This window comes from Arenibacter sp. F26102 (assembly GCF_023015865.1).
GTDB lineage: Bacteria > Bacteroidota > Bacteroidia > Flavobacteriales > Flavobacteriaceae > Arenibacter.
Genome location: NZ_JALKBC010000005.1, coordinates 425,819 through 444,315, shown reverse-complemented (window position 1 = coordinate 444,315; position 18,497 = coordinate 425,819). Strand labels below are relative to the sequence as shown.

Sequence of the window (18,497 nt, the reverse complement as noted above, 5' to 3'; positions counted from 1 at the left end):
GGAATAATATTATAAAATAGAAAGTTAATTCTGTGAGGCTAAATAATGTAGAAATAAGTAGACCATAAAACAATTGTTGTGTAATCTGTGTTTAATGTGGGCCAAACTCTGGAAATAGGTAGTGCTTCAATAAAAACATTTATTTTTTAATGAATAACTATGCTGGGTTCTAAATAGGTATTATTTTTATAACAACTGAAAAATTTACCAAACAACATGAGTGATATAACAATACCGGAAGAATTTCAAATAAGAAATACAATTGACCAACGACACTTCTTGGTGGACGGCCAATTAAAAGAGTGGACAGGGAATACAACGGAGGTATACTCCACCATATCCAGTACGGACAAATATGAACCCACCTTATTGGGAAGTATTCCGGACATGGAGGAAAAAGAAGCCTTGGAAGCTTTGGACGCAGCTTTGGTAGCTTTTGACAAGGGTAAGGGCATATGGCCAACCATGCGTGTTAAGGAGCGTATAGATTGTATGGAGATTTTTGTGAAGAAAATGCAGACTAAAAGGGATGAAATTGTAAAACTTCTGATGTGGGAAATTGGAAAATCGCTCCCAGACTCACAAAAGGAGTTCGACAGAACGGTAGAGTATATTAACGATACCATAGAAGATTACAAGCAGCTTGATCGGGATAACGCCAAATTTGAAAAAAACGATGGTGTTTATGCGCATATTAGAAGGGGACCGCTTGGAGTAGTATTGTGTTTAGGGCCATATAACTATCCCTTAAACGAAACCTTTGCATTGCTTATTCCTGCCATAATCATGGGGAATACCACAATTTTTAAACCTGCAAAACACGGTGTCCTATTGATTACGCCACTTTTGGAGGCCTTTCAAAGCAGTTTCCCTAAAGGTGTAGTGAATATTGTATTTGGTAGGGGTAGGGCAGTGGCCGCACCAATAATGCAAACTGGAAAAGTTGATGTTTTGGCTTTAATTGGCAATAGTAAATCTGCGAATGCCTTACAAAACCAACATCCAAAAAGCAACAGACTTCGTTTAGTACTTGGTTTGGAAGCCAAAAATCCTGCCATTATACTTCCAGATGCGGATTTGGACTTAACTATTAATGAATGTATTGCCGGGACATTGTCCTTTAACGGACAGCGTTGTACCGCTCTTAAAATAATTTATGTCCATGAGGATATTGCCAGTGAATTTAACAAGAGATTTGCAGAGAAGGTAGATGCCCTTAAATTTGGAAATCCTTGGGAAGATGGCGTTAAATTAACTCCGTTGCCGGAACCCGGAAAACCAGCCTATATCCAGGAATTAATAGATGATGCTAGGGAAAAAGGTGCTAAAATATTAAACAAAAAAGGAGGTACACATTCCGATAATTACATTTGGCCTGCAATTCTGTATCCGGTAAACAAAGAGATGAGAGTTTATAAGGAAGAGCAGTTTGGGCCGGTAATCCCAATCGTAACCTTTAAGGATATTGAAGAACCCTTGGATGATATGGCCGAGTCCAATTATGGCCAGCAAGTAAGTTTGTTCGGCAAGGATGTATATGCCCTTGCCCCGTTAATTGACACCTTGGTAAACTTGGTCTGCCGGGTAAACCTTAACAGTTCTTGCCAACGAGGCCCTGATGTTTATCCATTTACAGGGCGTAAAGATTCAGCACAGGCTACCTTAAGTGTATATGATGCCCTTCGCTCATTTTCCATCCGAACCTTTGTAGCCTTTAAAGACAACGAACTTAACAATGAAACCGTGGAGCAATTATTGGAATCAAGATTGTCTAACTTCATCAGTACCGACTATATCTTGTAACGCGAGTGCTTGTTTGCAGGATTCTTTATTTCCAGAAGTTCCATAAAAATTAAAGGCCCCACTTGACACTAGTTAAGTGGGGCCTTTTCTATGCTTTTTAGTACCCTGTTTAAATATTCGAAACCTTAGTGAATTTGGGTTTAGGGGCAAGAATTATTTGTTCCCTGATTACAACTTAGTGAATATATTTTTGCTGAAGTATTGTTGTCAATGTTTTAAACAATTCGGTAGGATTGAAAGGTTTACATATAAGACCATTTATTCCGTATTCTCCCAATTGGTTTTTTATATCCATTCCTGTGGAAGCGGATAAGGCGTAGATGGGCATAACCTTATTAAGGGGGTTGCCGGATTCCCTTATGGCCTTACTTGCTTCAAAACCGTTCATAACAGGCATTTGAAGATCCATCAAAATCATATCGTAGGTATTTTCCATGGCCATATTGATGGCTATTAATCCATTTTCAGCAATATCAAAATCGACCTGCCATTTGGATAGAAACTTCTCAATGACCATAATGTTTACCTTATTATCCTCAGCGACCAGAATTCTGGCCCCTTTCAGATTTTCTTGCTGATGAATGGATTTAGCATCAAAATTATAGATGTCTTCCTGATAATCTGCCATTGCACTCTTGTGCAGTTTCAACTTAAAACTAAAAGTAGATCCTTTGCCCACCTCACTTTCTAATTCCAAGTCGCTATCCATTAATTCCAACAAGCGTTTACATATGGCAAGTCCCAGTCCCGTTCCGCCATATTTTCTAGTGGTATCCGAATTGGCTTGGGCAAACGAAAGAAATATTTTATCCCGTTTATCTTCAGGAATTCCAATTCCCGTATCGGAAATTATAAATTCCAAAACGCAGTAATCCTTAGCTATCTCCACGGCTTCAATATCCACGGTAACCTTACCTTCCTCTGTAAACTTAATGGCATTACTGACCAGGTTGGTCAGTATTTGGGATAATCTGGTACTGTCGCCAATAAATGTTTTGGGGAGCGCTGTGTCCGTTTTGACAAGAAGCCTTAAGTCCTTTTCTTTTGCCGTATTGTGGAATATACTCTGTAAACCATTGAGGACCTGATTTAGACTAAAATCCCTTTCCTCCAATTCCAATAGACCAGAGGCAATTTTATTAAAATCCAAAATATCATTAACCAAACACAAAAGATGTTCCGAGGAATGCTTTAGGGTACTTAAGTTTTCCAACTGTTCTTTTTTCGGATTTTCCAAAAGTAACAAATGGCTAATACCAATAACAGCATTGAGCGGTGTTCTTATCTCGTGGGACATGGTTGTGAGAAACTCATCCTTTGCCTTATTGGCCATAGATTCCTTTTCCTTGGCTTCTATTAAGGCCAATTCCGTTTCCTTTATTTTGCTAATATCAACAATAGCGCCAATATAGCCTTCAATATTTCCATCTTCAGATTTAATAACCTTCAAGGAAAAATCCAACCATTTATGTTCACCACCAATAGTTTGGGATTTGAAAATTTTACTAATAGTTTTAAAATTAGGTTTCTTTAAATCTATTAGATTCGTGTAATCCTTTCCTTGGTCATCCTTCAAAAATTGGTGAAATGGTTTTCCCAAACAATCCCTGACCTTAAGTCCTGTCAATTTTTGCCAGGCAGGATTAAGATATGACCAATTGCCTTTCAGGTCCATTTCGAAAATAACATCCTTTATATTCCCTGCTACTTTTGATAATTGACCACTGATGGATTCTATATTGTTTTTTAACTGCTGATTGGTTTGAAATAATTCTTGGGAACTTTTTTCCAAGACATTCTCTACATGCTCCAAATCACTATCAAACGCCTTATATGCTTCGTCAACTTGATGCAATAGGGGAGCGATAAGATCTAAGGTTCCGTCGTCCAGATCTATCTTTTTGAGCTGTCTATTAAGTAATCTGTGGTAATTGTTGCTCATTCAGAAAACGTTGTTATAGTCATGGTTTGATTATGTAGGGTACATGGCGAAAATTTATCAAATGGAGCAATCTCTCCATAAGAATAAAACCCTGTTGTATATATATCATTATCAAATACATCGTTTACAGCTTCCACTTCTTCCTCCACCAATTGTTTCATGACTAGACGGCGACCTACACAGCTTATTAAAAATGCCAATTGATGTTGATTTTCAGTACTGCCCTTGGTTGTTATTGCAGATTGTTCCGCACCGCCAATAATCCTATCGATATTGGCTTTCATTAATCTCACATAGGAACCTTGGGGGATGTTTCCCGCAAAAGTGAGGCTTCCACTTTTTTCATCGACCGCCAAAATAGTTCTTACAACTGGTATTTGATTATCCTCATCCCTCATGCTCAAAGGAAATAAAAGACCCGAACCGGGCAAATCCTTTGCCATGTCTCCCAAAAATGATTTATAGAGCTCCAATGCCGGTTGACCATCCAATTCATAAAGTACATTATTTTTGGATTTCGTCACTAATCTTTCAATTCCGAAACTGTCCCAACCTCCCTTAGATCCAAACCCAATATTTAATTCAGAACCATATAAACCTAGGGCAACTATCTTTTGGGAAGCAATTTTTGCGCCTGCTATTACAAAGGTATTTTCAAAGTTGGAACAATCGCCTGCCAATCCACCTGTGATGCTTACAGATTTATCAAGATCGGTATGCAAGCCCTTTACCAGTTCGGCACCATTTACGATAAGCCCATCACTCAGAACAAAAATATGCCTCAGATCAGTTCCTTTAAATTTATTGCTTAAAGCCTTGCCAGCAGTAAAACTATTTAGATCATAGGAGACCAGATCAACCTCTTCAATTTGAAGCTTTGTTTTCTCAAACCTAACTGCCGTTAAGGCAATTGTGGAATCCAGCACCTCATTTCCTAAAATCTCCCCTGCAGTGGAACATCCAATCAAAATGGCATTTTCAAATTTTTGCGCCAATTTGCTCACAAATTCTTCTGTACCCACAAATGACGGAGATGCAAAAAGAAAAAATACTTCAGGAATAAAATCGATATCTAAATGATCAAGGTCTTCAAGGTGAAGTATTTTGTGCTGATATATTTTCATGTCATTATAATTTTGTAAGAAAAATACTATATTGTATGTAAGTTAAATTGTTTACTTACCCAAAGTATCAACGTTTAATTTTTACAAATCGTATAGTTTTTAGAATATTGAGGACAATTAGGCCGCAATGTGGCACCTTAATAAATTATATGTCTTAATATCCTTACTATTTTCTTTCACACTTCCATTTCGTATATAGGCCGATCATAAACAAAACTCTCTAATCACTGATACTCCCAATTATTTGGCTTGGTAAATACTAAATATTTCCCAACAGAATTCAATAACCATAATAAAAGCGCGCCATTTAAAGAAAGAGTATTACTTTTGCGGCTTTTTTTACAGGATAGAAATGCATATAAATAGGATAATTCTCCATAGCGAAAGGAAAATGCCTTGTAGTAATATTGTACCTGTAATAATTCATTAAATAATAATATTATGAGTATGGACAAATCAAACAAAAAAGCGCTTATTGCCCTAGGGGTAGGAGGCTTTGGTATAGGTATGACCGAATTTGTAATTATGGGTATTTTACCGGACGTGGCCAGTTCCCTCCAAATAAGTATTCCACAAGCTGGACATTTTATTGCAGCCTATGCCCTGGGCGTTGTAGTTGGAGCACCAACCTTGACGGCCATAAGTGGAAAATGGCCAGCACATAAGGTATTGCTATATCTTATGATATGGTTTACGTTGTTCAATACACTTTCAGCTTTCTCTACAAGCTATACCTCTTTAATTATTTCGAGGTTCCTGTCCGGATTGCCACATGGGGCATTTTTTGGAATCGGAGCCGTAGTAGCAGGAAAGCTGGCAAAAGAAGGGAAAGCGGCCCAGGCCATTGCCACCATGTTTGCCGGACTAACTATAGCCAATGTAATAGGAGTACCTATTGGAACCTATTTAGGACATCATTATAATTGGAACCTTTCCTTTCTATTGGTGGGATTTGTTGGTATTATAGCGATGCTAAGTATATACTTTTGGATTCCAAAAATGGAAAAATCCTCCTCAGAGGGATTTATTAAAGATTTGAAGGTTTTTAAGAGATTGGAAATATGGCTGCTCATTTTACTTACTACCATTGGTACAGGAGGATTCTTTGCTTGGTACAGTTATATTGCCCCATTATTGACCAATGTGTCAGGGCATTCCGAAAGCATGGTAAGCTATGCCATGATATTGGCCGGTTTAGGAATGGTGTTCGGTAATTTTATTGGCGCTAAAATGGCTGAGATATTTAGCCCCTTGAAAGCAGTTATCATCAGCTTATCCCTAATGGTGATGGTGCTTCTGATCAACTTCTTGGTTGCCGCTAATCCAGTAGCCATATTAATCTTAACCTTCATAATCGGAATCGTTTCCTTTATGGTAGGTACACCAATTCAATTAGCGATAATAAGGGCATCCAAAGGATCTGAAATGCTGGGGTCTTCCATGAATCAGAGTGCCTTTAACATGGGCAATGCCTCTGGAGCGTACTTTGCAGGATTACCCATAGCCATGGGATTTGGATTTACCTCCGCAAGCTTGGTAGGAGCCCTAATGGCCGGTACCGGGATAACCATTGCAGTTTTAATCTTGGTGTTTTCTAAAAACAGAGCCGTCAATACCAAACGAAAAATGGCATTCAATTCATAGTTGTAGGCCTAAAATAACATAATATCGTATCTAAAAATCTTCAATAATGACAATCATTATTGGGGATTTTTTTATGCGAGTACCTAATGTCCTTTACATAAATATCCAGTCGCAAGTTGATAATTAAATCTTCCAGACCGGGCATTTCACCCGTTTCTTTTTTTTGAACATCTACCAAAATTATGTCCGACCAGCTTGGATGTCCATATTCGAAATAAATTCTCAGAGACCTGTTAACCTCTTATTGTTTTAGACATTAAATCATAAACAAAAGTATTAACAACTAAATATTTTGATTATGAAAGCAAAACTTATTTTTGGAATGTTGATCCTTGGGCTATTCGTTGTAGGCTGTGACAAGGATAATGTCTTAGAGGTCATAGATAAACCCACCACTATAGACCCAATTGAAGAGACCGAACCTGGGTTTCTATCCCTTAAGACATCTGTAAAAGAGATTGTCCAAATTACTACTGGAAAGCCCCCTCTGGAAGATGTATTGGCAGAAATGAGGATATATATTAGTAATGGATCTGAACAAGTATATAACCGCCCATACAATGAATCCCCTGAAACTATTGAATTGCCTGCCGGTTTTTATAATCTCCTAATAGGTAGTTTCAGTAATTACTCCGCATTGGAAGCCCTATTTAATACTGGAAGATATGGCTATTATAATTCCAGTGTACTTATTAACAGAGGTGCTATTACTACGATAAACGCCAATCTGGCCTTGTTGGATATGGCAACTACCATTACTATTTCGCCCGAGGTAAGCTCTTCCTTTCCTGATATTGAAGTCGATGTCCGGAAATGGACCAATATCTATGGAAATCATGAAAAATCTGAATTGACCTGGACTACAGCTCAGAGCGGTCAAACTGGCTATTTTACGACCTATGATGGAGATTGGGCTAGAGGAACTCTAGGAGACCAAAGTGGGGATTTGGAAATTTCCATAACAGCCACAAATAATTCAGGTTTGCCTGTCACTGCCTCAAAATGGTACATGGGCATTCGCGCGAACGAGCATTACAACATTTCCATAGAGCAGAATGAAATTAAGACCGGATTAAATTTATTAGTCACTTTGGCGGATGAAGTAATCATCGACGACATCATTATTTTTCCAAATTAAGACGTACCATTTCAATAGATACTAGAAGCAATAAAGCCCCTCAAATAAGGGGCTTTATAATTATTATGTAAAATATTCTAGATGTTTTTAGCCAACCAATCTCCAATTTCGCTGGTCTTATAGGCTTTTCCGCCTTCCGCCAAATCTTCTGAAACCACACCTTCCGCCAAGGATTTGTTTACAACATCACGAATGGCTTGAGCTTCTTCCTTCAAATCAAAATCTTCGAACATCATGGCAGCAGAAAGTACGGTAGCCAATGGATTGGCAATATCCTTACCTGCGGCTTGTGGATATGATCCGTGAATTGGTTCATACAATCTTGTTTTGGTTCCCACGGAAGCCGATGGCATTAAGCCCATTGATCCCGATATTACAGAAGCCTCATCCGTTAAAATATCTCCAAAAAGGTTTTCGGTGATTATTACGTCATAGGTACTTGGCCATTGTACCAACCTCATGGCAACTGCATCCACAAATTCATAGGAAACAGTAACTTCAGGATAATCCTTTTCCATAGCTTGCACCGTTTCTCTCCATAACCTGGAAGATTCCAAAACGTTGGCCTTATCTACGCAACAAAGCTTTTTAGATCTGGTCATGGCCATTTCAAAACCTTTTTTGGCCAAACGTTGTATTTCGGCACGGGTATAGGTCATAGTGTCAAAGGCGGTATTCCCATTATCCTTTCGTCCACGTTCCCCAAAATATACTCCGCCCGTTAATTCCCTTAGAATGATTAAATCTGTCCCTTCAATTCGCTCACGCTTCAGGGGAGACTTATCTATTAGTGACGGAAAAGTAAAAGTTGGCCTAACATTGGCGAATAAACCTAATTTTTGACGCATTTTTAACAATCCTTGTTCCGGACGTACTTGGGCGGAAGGGTCATTGTCAAACCTAGGATGTCCTATAGCACCAAATAAAACGGCATCTGCGGCTTCACAAATGGCATGGGTCTCATCAGGGTAAGGTTCACCTACCGCATCAATGGCCGCTGCTCCGGTTAGCGCCGGGGTCCAATTAATCTCGTGATTGTATTTCTTGGCTATTGCATTGGATACTTTTACCGCCTGATCAATTACTTCAGGTCCTATTCCATCTCCTGCTAAAAGGGCAATTTTTAATTTCATTTATTTTTGCTTTTTGCCAAACGCTTTTCGACTGGCATGGTTAAAATTGTTTGTGTTTTTATTAGATAATATTCAACATTTTCTCGGTTGCCTTAATGGCCGAGACGGTTTGATCGGAGTCCAACCCCCTAGAAATAAATTCCTTATCACCGCTTTTCCATGTAATAATAGTTTCACACAGGGCGTCGGAATTACTACCAGGTGGAATACGCACTGCGTAATCTATCAAAATAGGCAACTCCATTTTTTTGGATTTATATACTTTTCTCAATGCATTCATAAAGGCATCATATTGCCCATCACCCTGGGCGTGTTCCTCTATGAGTTCGCCATTAATTTCCAGGGCCAGGGTAGTGGATGGTTTTAATCCCTTGGAATGGGTAAGCACATATGATTTTACAAAAACTTTTTGTTGGTAAGTATCACTATCCAAAACATCGGAAATAATATAAGGCAAGTCTTCCTTGGTAACCTTTTCCTTTTTATCTCCCAATTCAATTATACGGGCAGTGACCTTTCTTAATTCATCATCGTTAAGCGTTAATCCAAGTTCCTGTAAATTCTTTTGAATATTGGCTTTTCCTGATGTTTTACCTAAGGCATATTTACGCTTTCTGCCAAAACGTTCCGGCATTAAATCGTTAAAGTATAGGTTCTTTTTACTGTCCCCATCCGCATGAATTCCAGCAGTTTGAGTAAAAACATTATCTCCCACTATAGGCTTATTCGCCGGTATTCCAAAACCAGTGAATGCCGACACCAACTTACTAACCTTATACAGGGAAGATTCATTTACGGCCACCTCTATTTCGGGCATAAAATCATTTATTACCGCTATGGCACTGGCCATTGGAGCATTACCTGCTCTTTCGCCCATACCGTTAACGGTTAAATGAAGTCCATGACAACCTGCTTTTATAGCTTCCATAACATTGGAAACACTTAGGTCATAATCATTATGACCATGGAAATCAAAATGCATCTTGGGGTAACGTTCTACTATTTCCGATATATAACTATAAGTTTCGTTATATGTCAATATTCCCAGAGTATCCGGCAACAACACTCTTTTAATGGGTTGTGAAGATAAAAAATCCAAAAATTGAAATACGTATTCCTTGGAATTCCGCATACCATTGCTCCAGTCTTCCAGGTACACATTGGTCACAATTCCCTCCTTGGCTGCCGATGCTATGGTATTTTCTATTTCCTTAAAATGTTGTTCGGGAGTTTTTTTAAGTTGATGCATTAAATGGTTCATAGAACCTTTCGTCAAAAGATTCTGGACCTTGGCACCGGATTTTTTCATCCAATCAAGAGAAACACCACCATCTACAAAGGTTAATACCTCAACACGGTCTATGCACCCTTTTACATTGGCCCATTCAGTAATCTGTTGTACAGCGGAAAGTTCTCCCTCCGATACTCGGGCAGAAGCTATTTCAATTCTATCAACGTTCAACTCATCCAACAATAACTTCGCCAAAGTAAGCTTTTCGGATGCTGAAAAGGACACCCCAGAGGTTTGTTCTCCATCCCTCAGGGTGGTGTCCATTATTTCAATTTTTCTTCTTTTCATTTATGCTGAACTAGTAACAGTATCTCTATTGTCCAATAACCTAATAAGTAATGAATTCGCACCGTGGCATATCAGGAAGAAGGGTGCGCTCCATGAAACACTTCGCGAGTTTAACGGTAACCCGATGTTTTACAAAGGGGTATCTTTGGCAAATTCCCTAATGTTTTCTTTTATGTTCAATAGATAATCAATGTCATCAAAGCCATTAAGCATATTATCTTTCTTATAATGGTTAATGTCAAAACTTTCCGACTCACCTGTAGACGACAAGGTAATCGTCTGTTCCGGCAAGTTGACCACTAATTCAGTTTTTGGGTCTGCTTCGATAGAAGCGTATATTTTTTCCAAAAATGGGGCGCTCACCTGCACCGGCAATACTCCTATATTTAAACAGTTGTTTTTAAAGATATCTGCAAAAAAACTGGATACCACACACCTAAATCCATAGTCATAGACTGCCCAAGCAGCGTGTTCCCTGGAAGAACCTGACCCAAAGTTCTTAGCACCCACCAAGATCTGACCACTATAGGTAGGGTCGTTTAAAACGAAATCCTTCTTTGGACTGTTATCTGGGTTATAACGCCAATCCCGGAACAAATTATCCCCAAAACCTTTACGCTCCGTAGCCTTAAGGAATCGAGCTGGAATAATTTGATCGGTATCCACATTTTCTATTGGAAGTGGAACGGCTGTTGATTTAAGTATATTAAATTTATCGTATGCCATGTTATTTAAACTTATGTGCTTAGCGCTTAGCGCAAAACGAAAATTAAACTTTATTTTATATTTCTAGATTCATTCGGACTTTCTTAACCTCGTACAGCTTAAATCTCTTAGGAGCATCTTTAAAAGTCCTATAAACTCTGCTTAACGGATAAGAAAAGTGCAAAAAGTACTTTACGCTTTAAACCAATTCCTGCATCAACTCTCTTGGATCCGTCACCTTTCCTGTAACTGCAGCTGCCGCAGCAACAAGTGGACTTGCCAATAGTGTTCTTGACCCAGGACCTTGTCTTCCTTCAAAGTTACGGTTCGAGGTACTAACTGCATATTTCCCAGCAGGCACCTTATCATCGTTCATGGCCAAACATGCAGAACAGCCAGGTTCGCGCAATTCAAAACCTGCCTCGTGCAAAATGTCCAAAATTCCCTCTTCTTTGATTGCCGATTCCACCTTATGTGACCCGGGCACCAACCAAGCGGTTACATTATCTGCTTTTTTTCTACCTTTTACAATAGATGCAAAGGCTCTGAAGTCTTCAATTCGTCCATTGGTACAACTTCCCAAGAACACAAAATCGATTGGTTTGCCAATCATATTATCACCCTCGTTGTACGCCATATATTGAAGGGACTTCTTGTAGGTTGAAACACCACCTTCTACAGCTTCTGCCATTGGAATGCCATTGGAAATTCCGATACCCATCCCTGGATTGGTCCCATAAGTGATCATAGGTTCTATATCTGCGGCATCAAAAGTTATTTCCTTATCAAAAGTTGCTCCCTCATCCGTTTTAAGTGTTTCCCAGTATTCCATGGCCGTATCCCAAGCTGCACCAACCGGAGTAAATTCGCGTCCTTTAATATACTCAAAAGTCTTTTCATCAGGAGCGATCATACCTCCACGAGCACCCATCTCAATGCTTAGATTACAAACGGTCATCCTACCTTCCATAGTCATATTCCTGAACACATCCCCTGCATATTCCACAAAGTATCCTGTAGCACCAGAGGTGGACAGTTTGGAAATTACATATAAGGCTACATCCTTTGAAGTTACACCTCTACCAAGTTTTCCATTTACATTGATACGCATAGATTTGGCTTTCTGCTGCATAATACACTGTGTAGCCAAAACCATCTCTACCTCGGAAGTACCGATACCAAATGCTATGGCTCCAAATGCTCCATGGGTAGAGGTATGCGAATCACCACATACTATGGTTGCTCCTGGTTGTGTAATTCCGTATTCAGGACCTACAACGTGAACAATACCATTTTTTTCATGCCCAAGTCCCCAATAGGATATGCCATGAGCCTTGGAATTCTCTTCTAATGCTTTCAACTGATTGGCCGAAAGTGGATCCTTAACCGGTAAATGCTGGTTAATTGTAGGTGTATTGTGGTCTGCCGTGGCAAAAGTACGCTCTGGATACATTACTGGAATACCCCTACTTTTTATACCTAGAAATGCTACCGGACTGGTAACCTCATGAACCATGTGACGGTCAATGAACAATACATCCGGCCCATTTTCGATTTTATGAACAACGTGGGAATCCCACACTTTATCAAATAACGTTTTTTTCATTTTATAGGGTTATGATTTATGATCTTAGATTTCTTTTTTTACTAAAAGGCCCATTGCCTACTTTTTCACTAGCACGCAAAATTAAGACTATCTTATAAATCATTGAAATTATTATAGGAATAATTACGATGTTCAACATAAAAGTTGACGATTGTTTGGAATATAACCCTTAATATTCCACTTGTAGGTTATAAGCGGTTATTACGACCGATCAATTATTAAATACAGGCTTTCCTTGCTATTAAAAACTTATTTAAATAGCACAAAAAAAAGGTGGTTGAATTAATTTCAACCACCTTTTTACATTCTAATGTATTCTATTCTAATTAACAGCCTTATCTACCTTTAGACGCGCATCCCTGTTAGCTATTTCCCAAGCCGTTAGGAACACCAACCTTGTTCTATTTTGCAATAGGTCATAATTTATTTTGTCCGGCGTATCACCAGGCTGGTGATAATCGGCATGTGTTCCATTAAAATAAAAAATTATAGGTATATTATTTTTGGCAAAATTGTAGTGATCACTTCTGTAATAGAAACGGTTGGGGTCATTTTCATCATTAAAGGTATAATCCAATTCAATATTCATATATTTCCTGTTCACCGCTTCCGATAACTCATGAAGTTCGGTGCTCAATTTGTCAGAGCCAATTAAATAAATATAATTCCTGTCCCCTTTGCGATTAGGATCTATTCTGCCTATCATATCGATATTTAAATCGGCCACGGTTTCGGACAGTGGAAAAATGGGATCATGATCGGCATAGTATTTAGAACCTAAAAGGCCTTTTTCCTCTCCGGTAACATGTAGAAAGACGACTGATCTTTTGGGACCATGGCCATCATTCGCAGCTTTCTTAAAGGCTTCAGCAATCTCCAAGAGTCCAACTGTTCCAGAACCATCATCATCCGCCCCGTTAAAAATTTCACCTGCACTATTTACTCCTACATGATCAAGATGCGCTGAAATTATAACATATTCATTTGGCTTTTCCGAACCTTTTATTACCGCTACTACATTCTCCGAATCCACCTCTTTGCTATCACTTTCAATATTCAAGACCAATTTAGTGGCAACGATTTTCGATGTATTTTCCGATAGTATATTTGGAAGAATGGCATTGGCTACCGTGGCATCAATAAAAAAGCTGAAAAAATCAGATTCCATTTCGTCTTTAAGCACCATACTGCCACCATCGTTGCCTTGCATAAAATTGAACCTATTTTTGAATCGACCATAGTTGCCTTCGTCAAAATACATAACTCCGATAGCTCCTTTGCTAGATGCCAATTCCATTCTTTTTCCAAGAGATTCGGACATATTGCTCCAAACAGACTTTTCATTGCTACCCGATAGTTTATAGGTGCCATCTGCATTTACAGGTTCGCCTGCTTTCATCAATACAATTTTACCCTTTACATCCAAACCGGCATAATCCGAATAGTTTTCTTCTTCAACACCATAATTCACATATATAATATCATCATAGCTTCCAGTGGCAGCCGAAAAGGTCAGCAATCCATCACCATTCTCATATTTCTTTCCATGAATTGAAACACTTCCTTTTGGCAAATGATTAATTACCAATGGAACATTTTGAAAGTAATTCCCATCGGATTGTGCTGCAGGAATCCCGAGTTGCACGTATTCTGCTTTTAAATACTCTACCGCTTTCTTTTGTCCGGGCTGTCCGGTATCCCTACCTTCAAATTCATCGGAGGCGTAGGTATAAAGATGCTCTTTTAATTCAGCCTCAGTAATGGATTCTGCATAAACCTGTGGATCCACTAGGGTTTTTATCGGTTCCGTCTGTTGGGAAATCGTTTTTTGCGATGAGTTGCAGGCCAACGAAAGCCCTAGCGCAACAAACAATATTTTTTTCATTGAGTAATGTTTAATTATTTCAGGATTTTTCAAAAATAGGGAAATCCTGAAGAAACAATCTTACTATTTTTATAAAATTGAAAACTGTGCTACATGTCTTCCGATCTTCCGATTTAACCAGCATAAATAATTTAACATTACACTATAATGTCTGTCAACTAAGAATTTCTCAAGTTTTAATTCTAACCCATAGTAGATGTTATGTTGGTATTTTTTTTATGGTGGGACACCTTGGAATAGTTAATATCCTCTCAAGTTTGGCTAATATACCTCTATTCCAAGGAGTGTGCTTTTACTAAATTTGTAATTCATAATAACAATTATAGCTATGCTAATAAAATGGGAAGGCGTAATGCCAGCAGTGGCCACCAAATTCACAAAAGATGATAAATTGGATTTAAAAATGTGCGAGCTAAACATACAGGCACAAATGGGGGCGGGAGTCAACGCCATTACTTTGGGTGGTACCCTTGGTGAAGCTAGCACACTGACCGACGACGAAAAGAAAACACTAACTCAGTAGACCGTAGACATCGTTGATGGAAATATTCCGGTAATCATCAATATTGCCGTGCAAACCACCAAAGGTGCCATTGAGGCTGCCTCTAAAGGGAAACAATACGGAGCCAGTGGCTTAATGATGCTTCCTCCGATGCGTTATAAGGCCAATGATTTTGAAACCGTTACCTACTTTAAGGAAGTTGCCAAAAGCACTGATTTGCCCATCATGGTCTATAATAACCCAATAGATTACGGGATAGAAGTAACCTTGGATATGTTCGAAGAATTATTAACGATGGACAACATTCAGGCGGTCAAGGAATCTACCCGCGATATCTCAAATATTACAAGAATTAAAAATCGATTTGGCAATCGTTTAAAGGTTTTGACAGGTGTTGACACCTTAGGATTGGAGAGTATCCTAATGGGAGCAGACGGCTGGGTAGCTGGTTTGGTATGTGCGTTCCCAGCAGAAACAGTGGCCATCCACAACTTGGCTAAAGCCGAGAAAATCAAGGAAGCCCTGGCCATTTACAGATGGTTTTTACCCTTATTGGAATTGGACATAAACCCTCTGTTGATACAAAACATAAAGTTGGCCGAAGTTGCTACCGGGATTGGAACAGAAGAAGTACGGGCTCCCAGACTACCGCTCCAAGGAGAGGAAAGAAAAAGGGTCTTAAAAAATATTAAAGAAGGAATGAGGACAAGACCAACCCTTCCGAATTATAAGGCAGAATTGGTTTAAGCAGAATGTAACTGGAAAAAACCAGCTAAAGTGTTACTTTAGTGGTGAAAAAACGAGCTCATTAGGAGCGCATAATTATAATATCAATTTACAATGATTACAGGGAAAAACTATATTGGAATAGAAACATCGGCCAAGAACAGCAGAACTTATTCTACCTTCAATCCAAAATTAAATAAACCAACGGAATGGATTTTCTATGAAGCCTCTAAGGAAGAGGTAAATGCCGCTGTAGAAAAAGCCTCGGTGGCGTTTGAAACATATCGCACTTTTTCAGACAAAAAAAAGGCAGAATTTCTAAAGGCCATTGCCAGTGAAATTGAATCCTTGGGTGATGAACTGATTTCCGCTTATGTACAGGAATCAGGTTTACCGGAAGGCAGGGCCAAAGGAGAACGCGGTAGAACCATGGGGCAACTTCGCGCCTTTGCTACCTTGTTGGAGGAGGGCTCATGGGTAGAGGCCACCATAGATACCGCCCAGCCGGATAGGGAGCCATTGCCCAAAGTAGACATAAGAAAAATGTTACTTCCCATTGGTCCCATTGTTGTATTTGGCGCCAGCAATTTCCCATTAGCGTTTTCTACCGCCGGAGGAGATACAGCAAGTGCTCTTGCTGCAGGATGTCCCGTAATTGTAAAAAGTCATCCAATGCATGCGGGCACTGGAGAATTGGTAGCCACAGCTATAGCAAAAGCAGCTAAAAAGACAGGTATGCCCGATGGCGTATTCTCCAATCTAAATAGTAGTGATTTAGAGGTAGGGCAGCTATTGACCGTACATCCAAAAGTAAAAGGAATAGGTTTCACAGGTAGTACAAACGGGGGAATGGCACTTTATAGATTGGCTACCCAAAGAAAAGAGCCGATTCCGGTTTTTGCCGAGATGGGCAGTATTAATCCAGTTATAGTACTACCATCTGCCCTGGAACAAAAAGGGTCCGATTGGGCAACCCAATACGCGGGTTCCATTATGTTGGGAGCAGGACAATTTTGCACCAACCCCGGACTTATTCTAGGCATAAAAGGACCGGCCCTGGATAGTTTTGTAGCCACCTTGGGTACAGAAATAGAAAAATTGGATCCTACTTGTATGTTGCACCCCAACATCCATGAAGGTTACGAAAAAGGGAAAAAAGAATTGTCTGCCCAACCAAAGACCATAGAAGTAGCTTCGCATAACGGCAACGTAGCCCCTAATTTTGCACAACAGAAGGTTTTAACCGTATCTGCAGAGGATTTTTTAGCCAACCCTATTTTACATAGAGAGGTTTTTGGACCGTTTTCAATTGTAGTCCAATGCAAGAACAAAGAAGAATTGGTAAAAGTGACCCATGAATTGGAAGGGCAACTGACAGGTACTATTTTAGGAACAGAAACTGAAATAAAGGCTTATACAGCGGTAGTAAATGCTTTGGTGAATAGAGTAGGCCGTATAATATTCAATGGAGTGCCGACTGGAGTGGAAGTTTGTCCGTCCATGATGCACGGAGGCCCATTTCCTTCCACAACGGATAGTAGATTTACCTCGGTTGGAACCTCTGCCATTAAGCGATGGGTAAGGCCCGTCTCTTTCCAAAGTTGGCCTTCGGAATTATTGCCAGAGGCCTTAAAAAATAATAATCCGTTGGGAATCATGCGACTTGTGAACGGAGAACATACCAAACAGAAGATTTAGATTAATGGCCAGAAAGACCTTTTTTTGCGTGGATGCCCATACATGTGGGAATCCCGTTAGGGTGGTTGCCGGTGGAGGACCAATTTTATTGGGCAATAACATGAGCGAAAAGCGACAGCATTTCCTTAAGGAGTTCGATTGGATTCGGAAAGGATTAATGTTTGAGCCTCGTGGTCATGATATGATGAGTGGAAGTATTTTTTACCCACCCTCGGACCCCGAAAACGATTTTGGTATTTTATTTATAGAAACCAGTGGTTGCCTTCCCATGTGCGGGCATGGCACTATAGGGGCTATAACCATTGGTATAGAAGAAGGATTACTCTCACCAAAGGAGCCCGGTAGGATTCGTATGGAAACCCCGGCAGGATTGGTGAACATCCAATACCAGGAGACTGGCAAAAAAGTGGATTGGGTAAAATTGACCAATGTCAAGTCTTATTTGGCTTCCTCGGAACTCACCATTAACTGTTCTGTTTTGGGAGAACTAATATTCGATGTTTCCTATGGGGGCAACTACTATGCAATCTTTGACCCCCAAAAAAATTTCAAGGGAATCCAGGAATATTCTGCGAGTAACTTGATTCAGTACAGTCAAGAAATAAGAGAAAAAATCAATCTAAATTATCCCGACCACTTTATCCATCCAGAGAACACTACCATAAACGGTGTTAGCCATATCCTATGGACAGGCAACACTATATCACCAGAGGCTACGGCGAGGAATGCTGTTTTCTATGGGGACAAGGCTATAGACAGATCACCCTGTGGTACTGGAACTTCTGCACGTATGGCACAATGGCACGCCAAAGGTAAATTAAAGGTGGGGGAAGATTTTATTCACGAAAGTTTTATTGGGTCCCAATTTATTGGTAAAGTGGAGGAGGAGACTACACTGTCTGGATTAAAGGCCATAGTCCCGAGTATTAGGGGATGGGCCCAGATTTACGGATACAATAACATTATTATTGACGATGATGATCCTTATGCACACGGATTTCAAGTAATATAG

12 protein-coding genes and 1 pseudogene are annotated in these 18,497 nt (G+C 39.6%); 6 read left to right on the top strand and 7 right to left on the bottom strand.

The window, feature by feature from the left end:
- Positions 1–216 precede the first annotated feature (216 nt).
- Positions 217–1,803 carry an NADP-dependent glyceraldehyde-3-phosphate dehydrogenase gene (locus tag MWU78_RS09790; RefSeq protein ID WP_246997386.1) on the top strand — a complete coding sequence of 529 codons (1,587 nt, stop codon included), beginning with the start codon at positions 217–219 and terminating at the stop codon, positions 1,801–1,803.
- Between the two features lie 175 nt (positions 1,804–1,978).
- Here MWU78_RS09790 and MWU78_RS09785 read toward each other — a convergent pair whose 3' ends face one another.
- The gene (locus tag MWU78_RS09785; protein WP_246997384.1) at positions 1,979–3,745 is read right to left on the bottom strand and encodes an ATP-binding protein; all 1,767 of its coding nucleotides are present in this window, start codon (positions 3,743–3,745) and stop codon (positions 1,979–1,981) included.
- A complete protein-coding gene (locus MWU78_RS09780; protein ID WP_246997381.1) occupies positions 3,742–4,869 on the bottom strand; it encodes an FIST N-terminal domain-containing protein in 1,128 nt (375 codons plus the stop codon). Before MWU78_RS09780 ends, MWU78_RS09785 begins: the two co-directional genes overlap by 4 nt.
- 447 nt (positions 4,870–5,316) lie before the next feature.
- Between MWU78_RS09780 and MWU78_RS09775 the strand changes: the two genes are divergently transcribed.
- Both MWU78_RS09775 and MWU78_RS09770 read left to right on the top strand, forming a co-directional pair.
- Entirely contained in the window at positions 5,317–6,513 is a 1,197-nt protein-coding gene (locus tag MWU78_RS09775) for an MFS transporter (RefSeq protein WP_246997379.1), read from the top strand.
- Between the two features lie 298 nt (positions 6,514–6,811).
- Complete coding sequence (locus tag MWU78_RS09770; protein ID WP_246997377.1) at positions 6,812–7,651, top strand: DUF4493 domain-containing protein; 840 nt, start codon at positions 6,812–6,814, stop codon at positions 7,649–7,651.
- A 77-nt stretch (positions 7,652–7,728) separates the two neighbouring features.
- Here MWU78_RS09770 and leuB read toward each other — a convergent pair whose 3' ends face one another.
- The 5 genes from leuB to MWU78_RS09745 all read right to left on the bottom strand — a co-directional run bounded on the left by leuB (position 7,729) and on the right by MWU78_RS09745 (position 14,559).
- Positions 7,729–8,784, bottom strand: a complete 1,056-nt coding sequence (gene leuB / locus MWU78_RS09765) for a 3-isopropylmalate dehydrogenase (RefSeq protein WP_246997375.1) — start codon at positions 8,782–8,784, stop codon at positions 7,729–7,731.
- Between the two features lie 61 nt (positions 8,785–8,845).
- Positions 8,846–10,363 carry an alpha-isopropylmalate synthase regulatory domain-containing protein gene (locus MWU78_RS09760; RefSeq protein WP_246997373.1) on the bottom strand — a complete coding sequence of 506 codons (1,518 nt, stop codon included), beginning with the start codon at positions 10,361–10,363 and terminating at the stop codon, positions 8,846–8,848.
- A gap of 129 nt (positions 10,364–10,492) precedes the next feature.
- Entirely contained in the window at positions 10,493–11,089 is a 597-nt protein-coding gene (gene leuD / locus MWU78_RS09755) for a 3-isopropylmalate dehydratase small subunit (protein ID WP_246997371.1), read from the bottom strand.
- 178 nt (positions 11,090–11,267) lie between these two features.
- On the bottom strand, positions 11,268–12,674 hold the full coding sequence (gene leuC, locus MWU78_RS09750; protein WP_246997369.1) for a 3-isopropylmalate dehydratase large subunit: 1,407 nt from the start codon (positions 12,672–12,674) through the stop codon (positions 11,268–11,270).
- A 322-nt stretch (positions 12,675–12,996) separates the two neighbouring features.
- Complete coding sequence (locus MWU78_RS09745) at positions 12,997–14,559, bottom strand: M28 family peptidase (RefSeq protein WP_246997367.1); 1,563 nt, start codon at positions 14,557–14,559, stop codon at positions 12,997–12,999.
- 328 nt (positions 14,560–14,887) lie between these two features.
- On the opposite strand from MWU78_RS09745, the pseudogene MWU78_RS09740 reads away from it, so the two are divergent.
- From MWU78_RS09740 to MWU78_RS09730, 3 genes and pseudogenes are all read left to right on the top strand, one after another.
- Positions 14,888–15,808 (top strand): annotated as a pseudogene (locus MWU78_RS09740) (dihydrodipicolinate synthase family protein).
- A 93-nt stretch (positions 15,809–15,901) separates the two neighbouring features.
- A complete protein-coding gene (locus MWU78_RS09735; protein ID WP_246997365.1) occupies positions 15,902–17,485 on the top strand; it encodes an aldehyde dehydrogenase (NADP(+)) in 1,584 nt (527 codons plus the stop codon).
- Positions 17,486–17,489: 4 nt separating this feature from the next.
- On the top strand, positions 17,490–18,497 hold the full coding sequence (locus MWU78_RS09730) for a 4-hydroxyproline epimerase (protein WP_246997363.1): 1,008 nt from the start codon (positions 17,490–17,492) through the stop codon (positions 18,495–18,497).

What these genes read in the sequence shown, in the direction of transcription:
- MWU78_RS09790 (WP_246997386.1), top strand. Translation starts at nt 217, where the DNA reads ATGAGTGATATAACAATACCGGAAGAATTTCAAATAAGAAATACAATT.
- MWU78_RS09785 (WP_246997384.1), bottom strand. Translation starts at nt 3,745, where the DNA reads ATGAGCAACAATTACCACAGATTACTTAATAGACAGCTCAAAAAGATA.
- MWU78_RS09780 (WP_246997381.1), bottom strand. Translation starts at nt 4,869, where the DNA reads ATGAAAATATATCAGCACAAAATACTTCACCTTGAAGACCTTGATCAT.
- MWU78_RS09775 (WP_246997379.1), top strand. Translation starts at nt 5,317, where the DNA reads ATGGACAAATCAAACAAAAAAGCGCTTATTGCCCTAGGGGTAGGAGGC.
- MWU78_RS09770 (WP_246997377.1), top strand. Translation starts at nt 6,812, where the DNA reads ATGAAAGCAAAACTTATTTTTGGAATGTTGATCCTTGGGCTATTCGTT.
- leuB (WP_246997375.1), bottom strand. Translation starts at nt 8,784, where the DNA reads ATGAAATTAAAAATTGCCCTTTTAGCAGGAGATGGAATAGGACCTGAA.
- MWU78_RS09760 (WP_246997373.1), bottom strand. Translation starts at nt 10,363, where the DNA reads ATGAAAAGAAGAAAAATTGAAATAATGGACACCACCCTGAGGGATGGA.
- leuD (WP_246997371.1), bottom strand. Translation starts at nt 11,089, where the DNA reads ATGGCATACGATAAATTTAATATACTTAAATCAACAGCCGTTCCACTT.
- leuC (WP_246997369.1), bottom strand. Translation starts at nt 12,674, where the DNA reads ATGAAAAAAACGTTATTTGATAAAGTGTGGGATTCCCACGTTGTTCAT.
- MWU78_RS09745 (WP_246997367.1), bottom strand. Translation starts at nt 14,559, where the DNA reads ATGAAAAAAATATTGTTTGTTGCGCTAGGGCTTTCGTTGGCCTGCAAC.
- MWU78_RS09735 (WP_246997365.1), top strand. Translation starts at nt 15,902, where the DNA reads ATGATTACAGGGAAAAACTATATTGGAATAGAAACATCGGCCAAGAAC.
- MWU78_RS09730 (WP_246997363.1), top strand. Translation starts at nt 17,490, where the DNA reads ATGGCCAGAAAGACCTTTTTTTGCGTGGATGCCCATACATGTGGGAAT.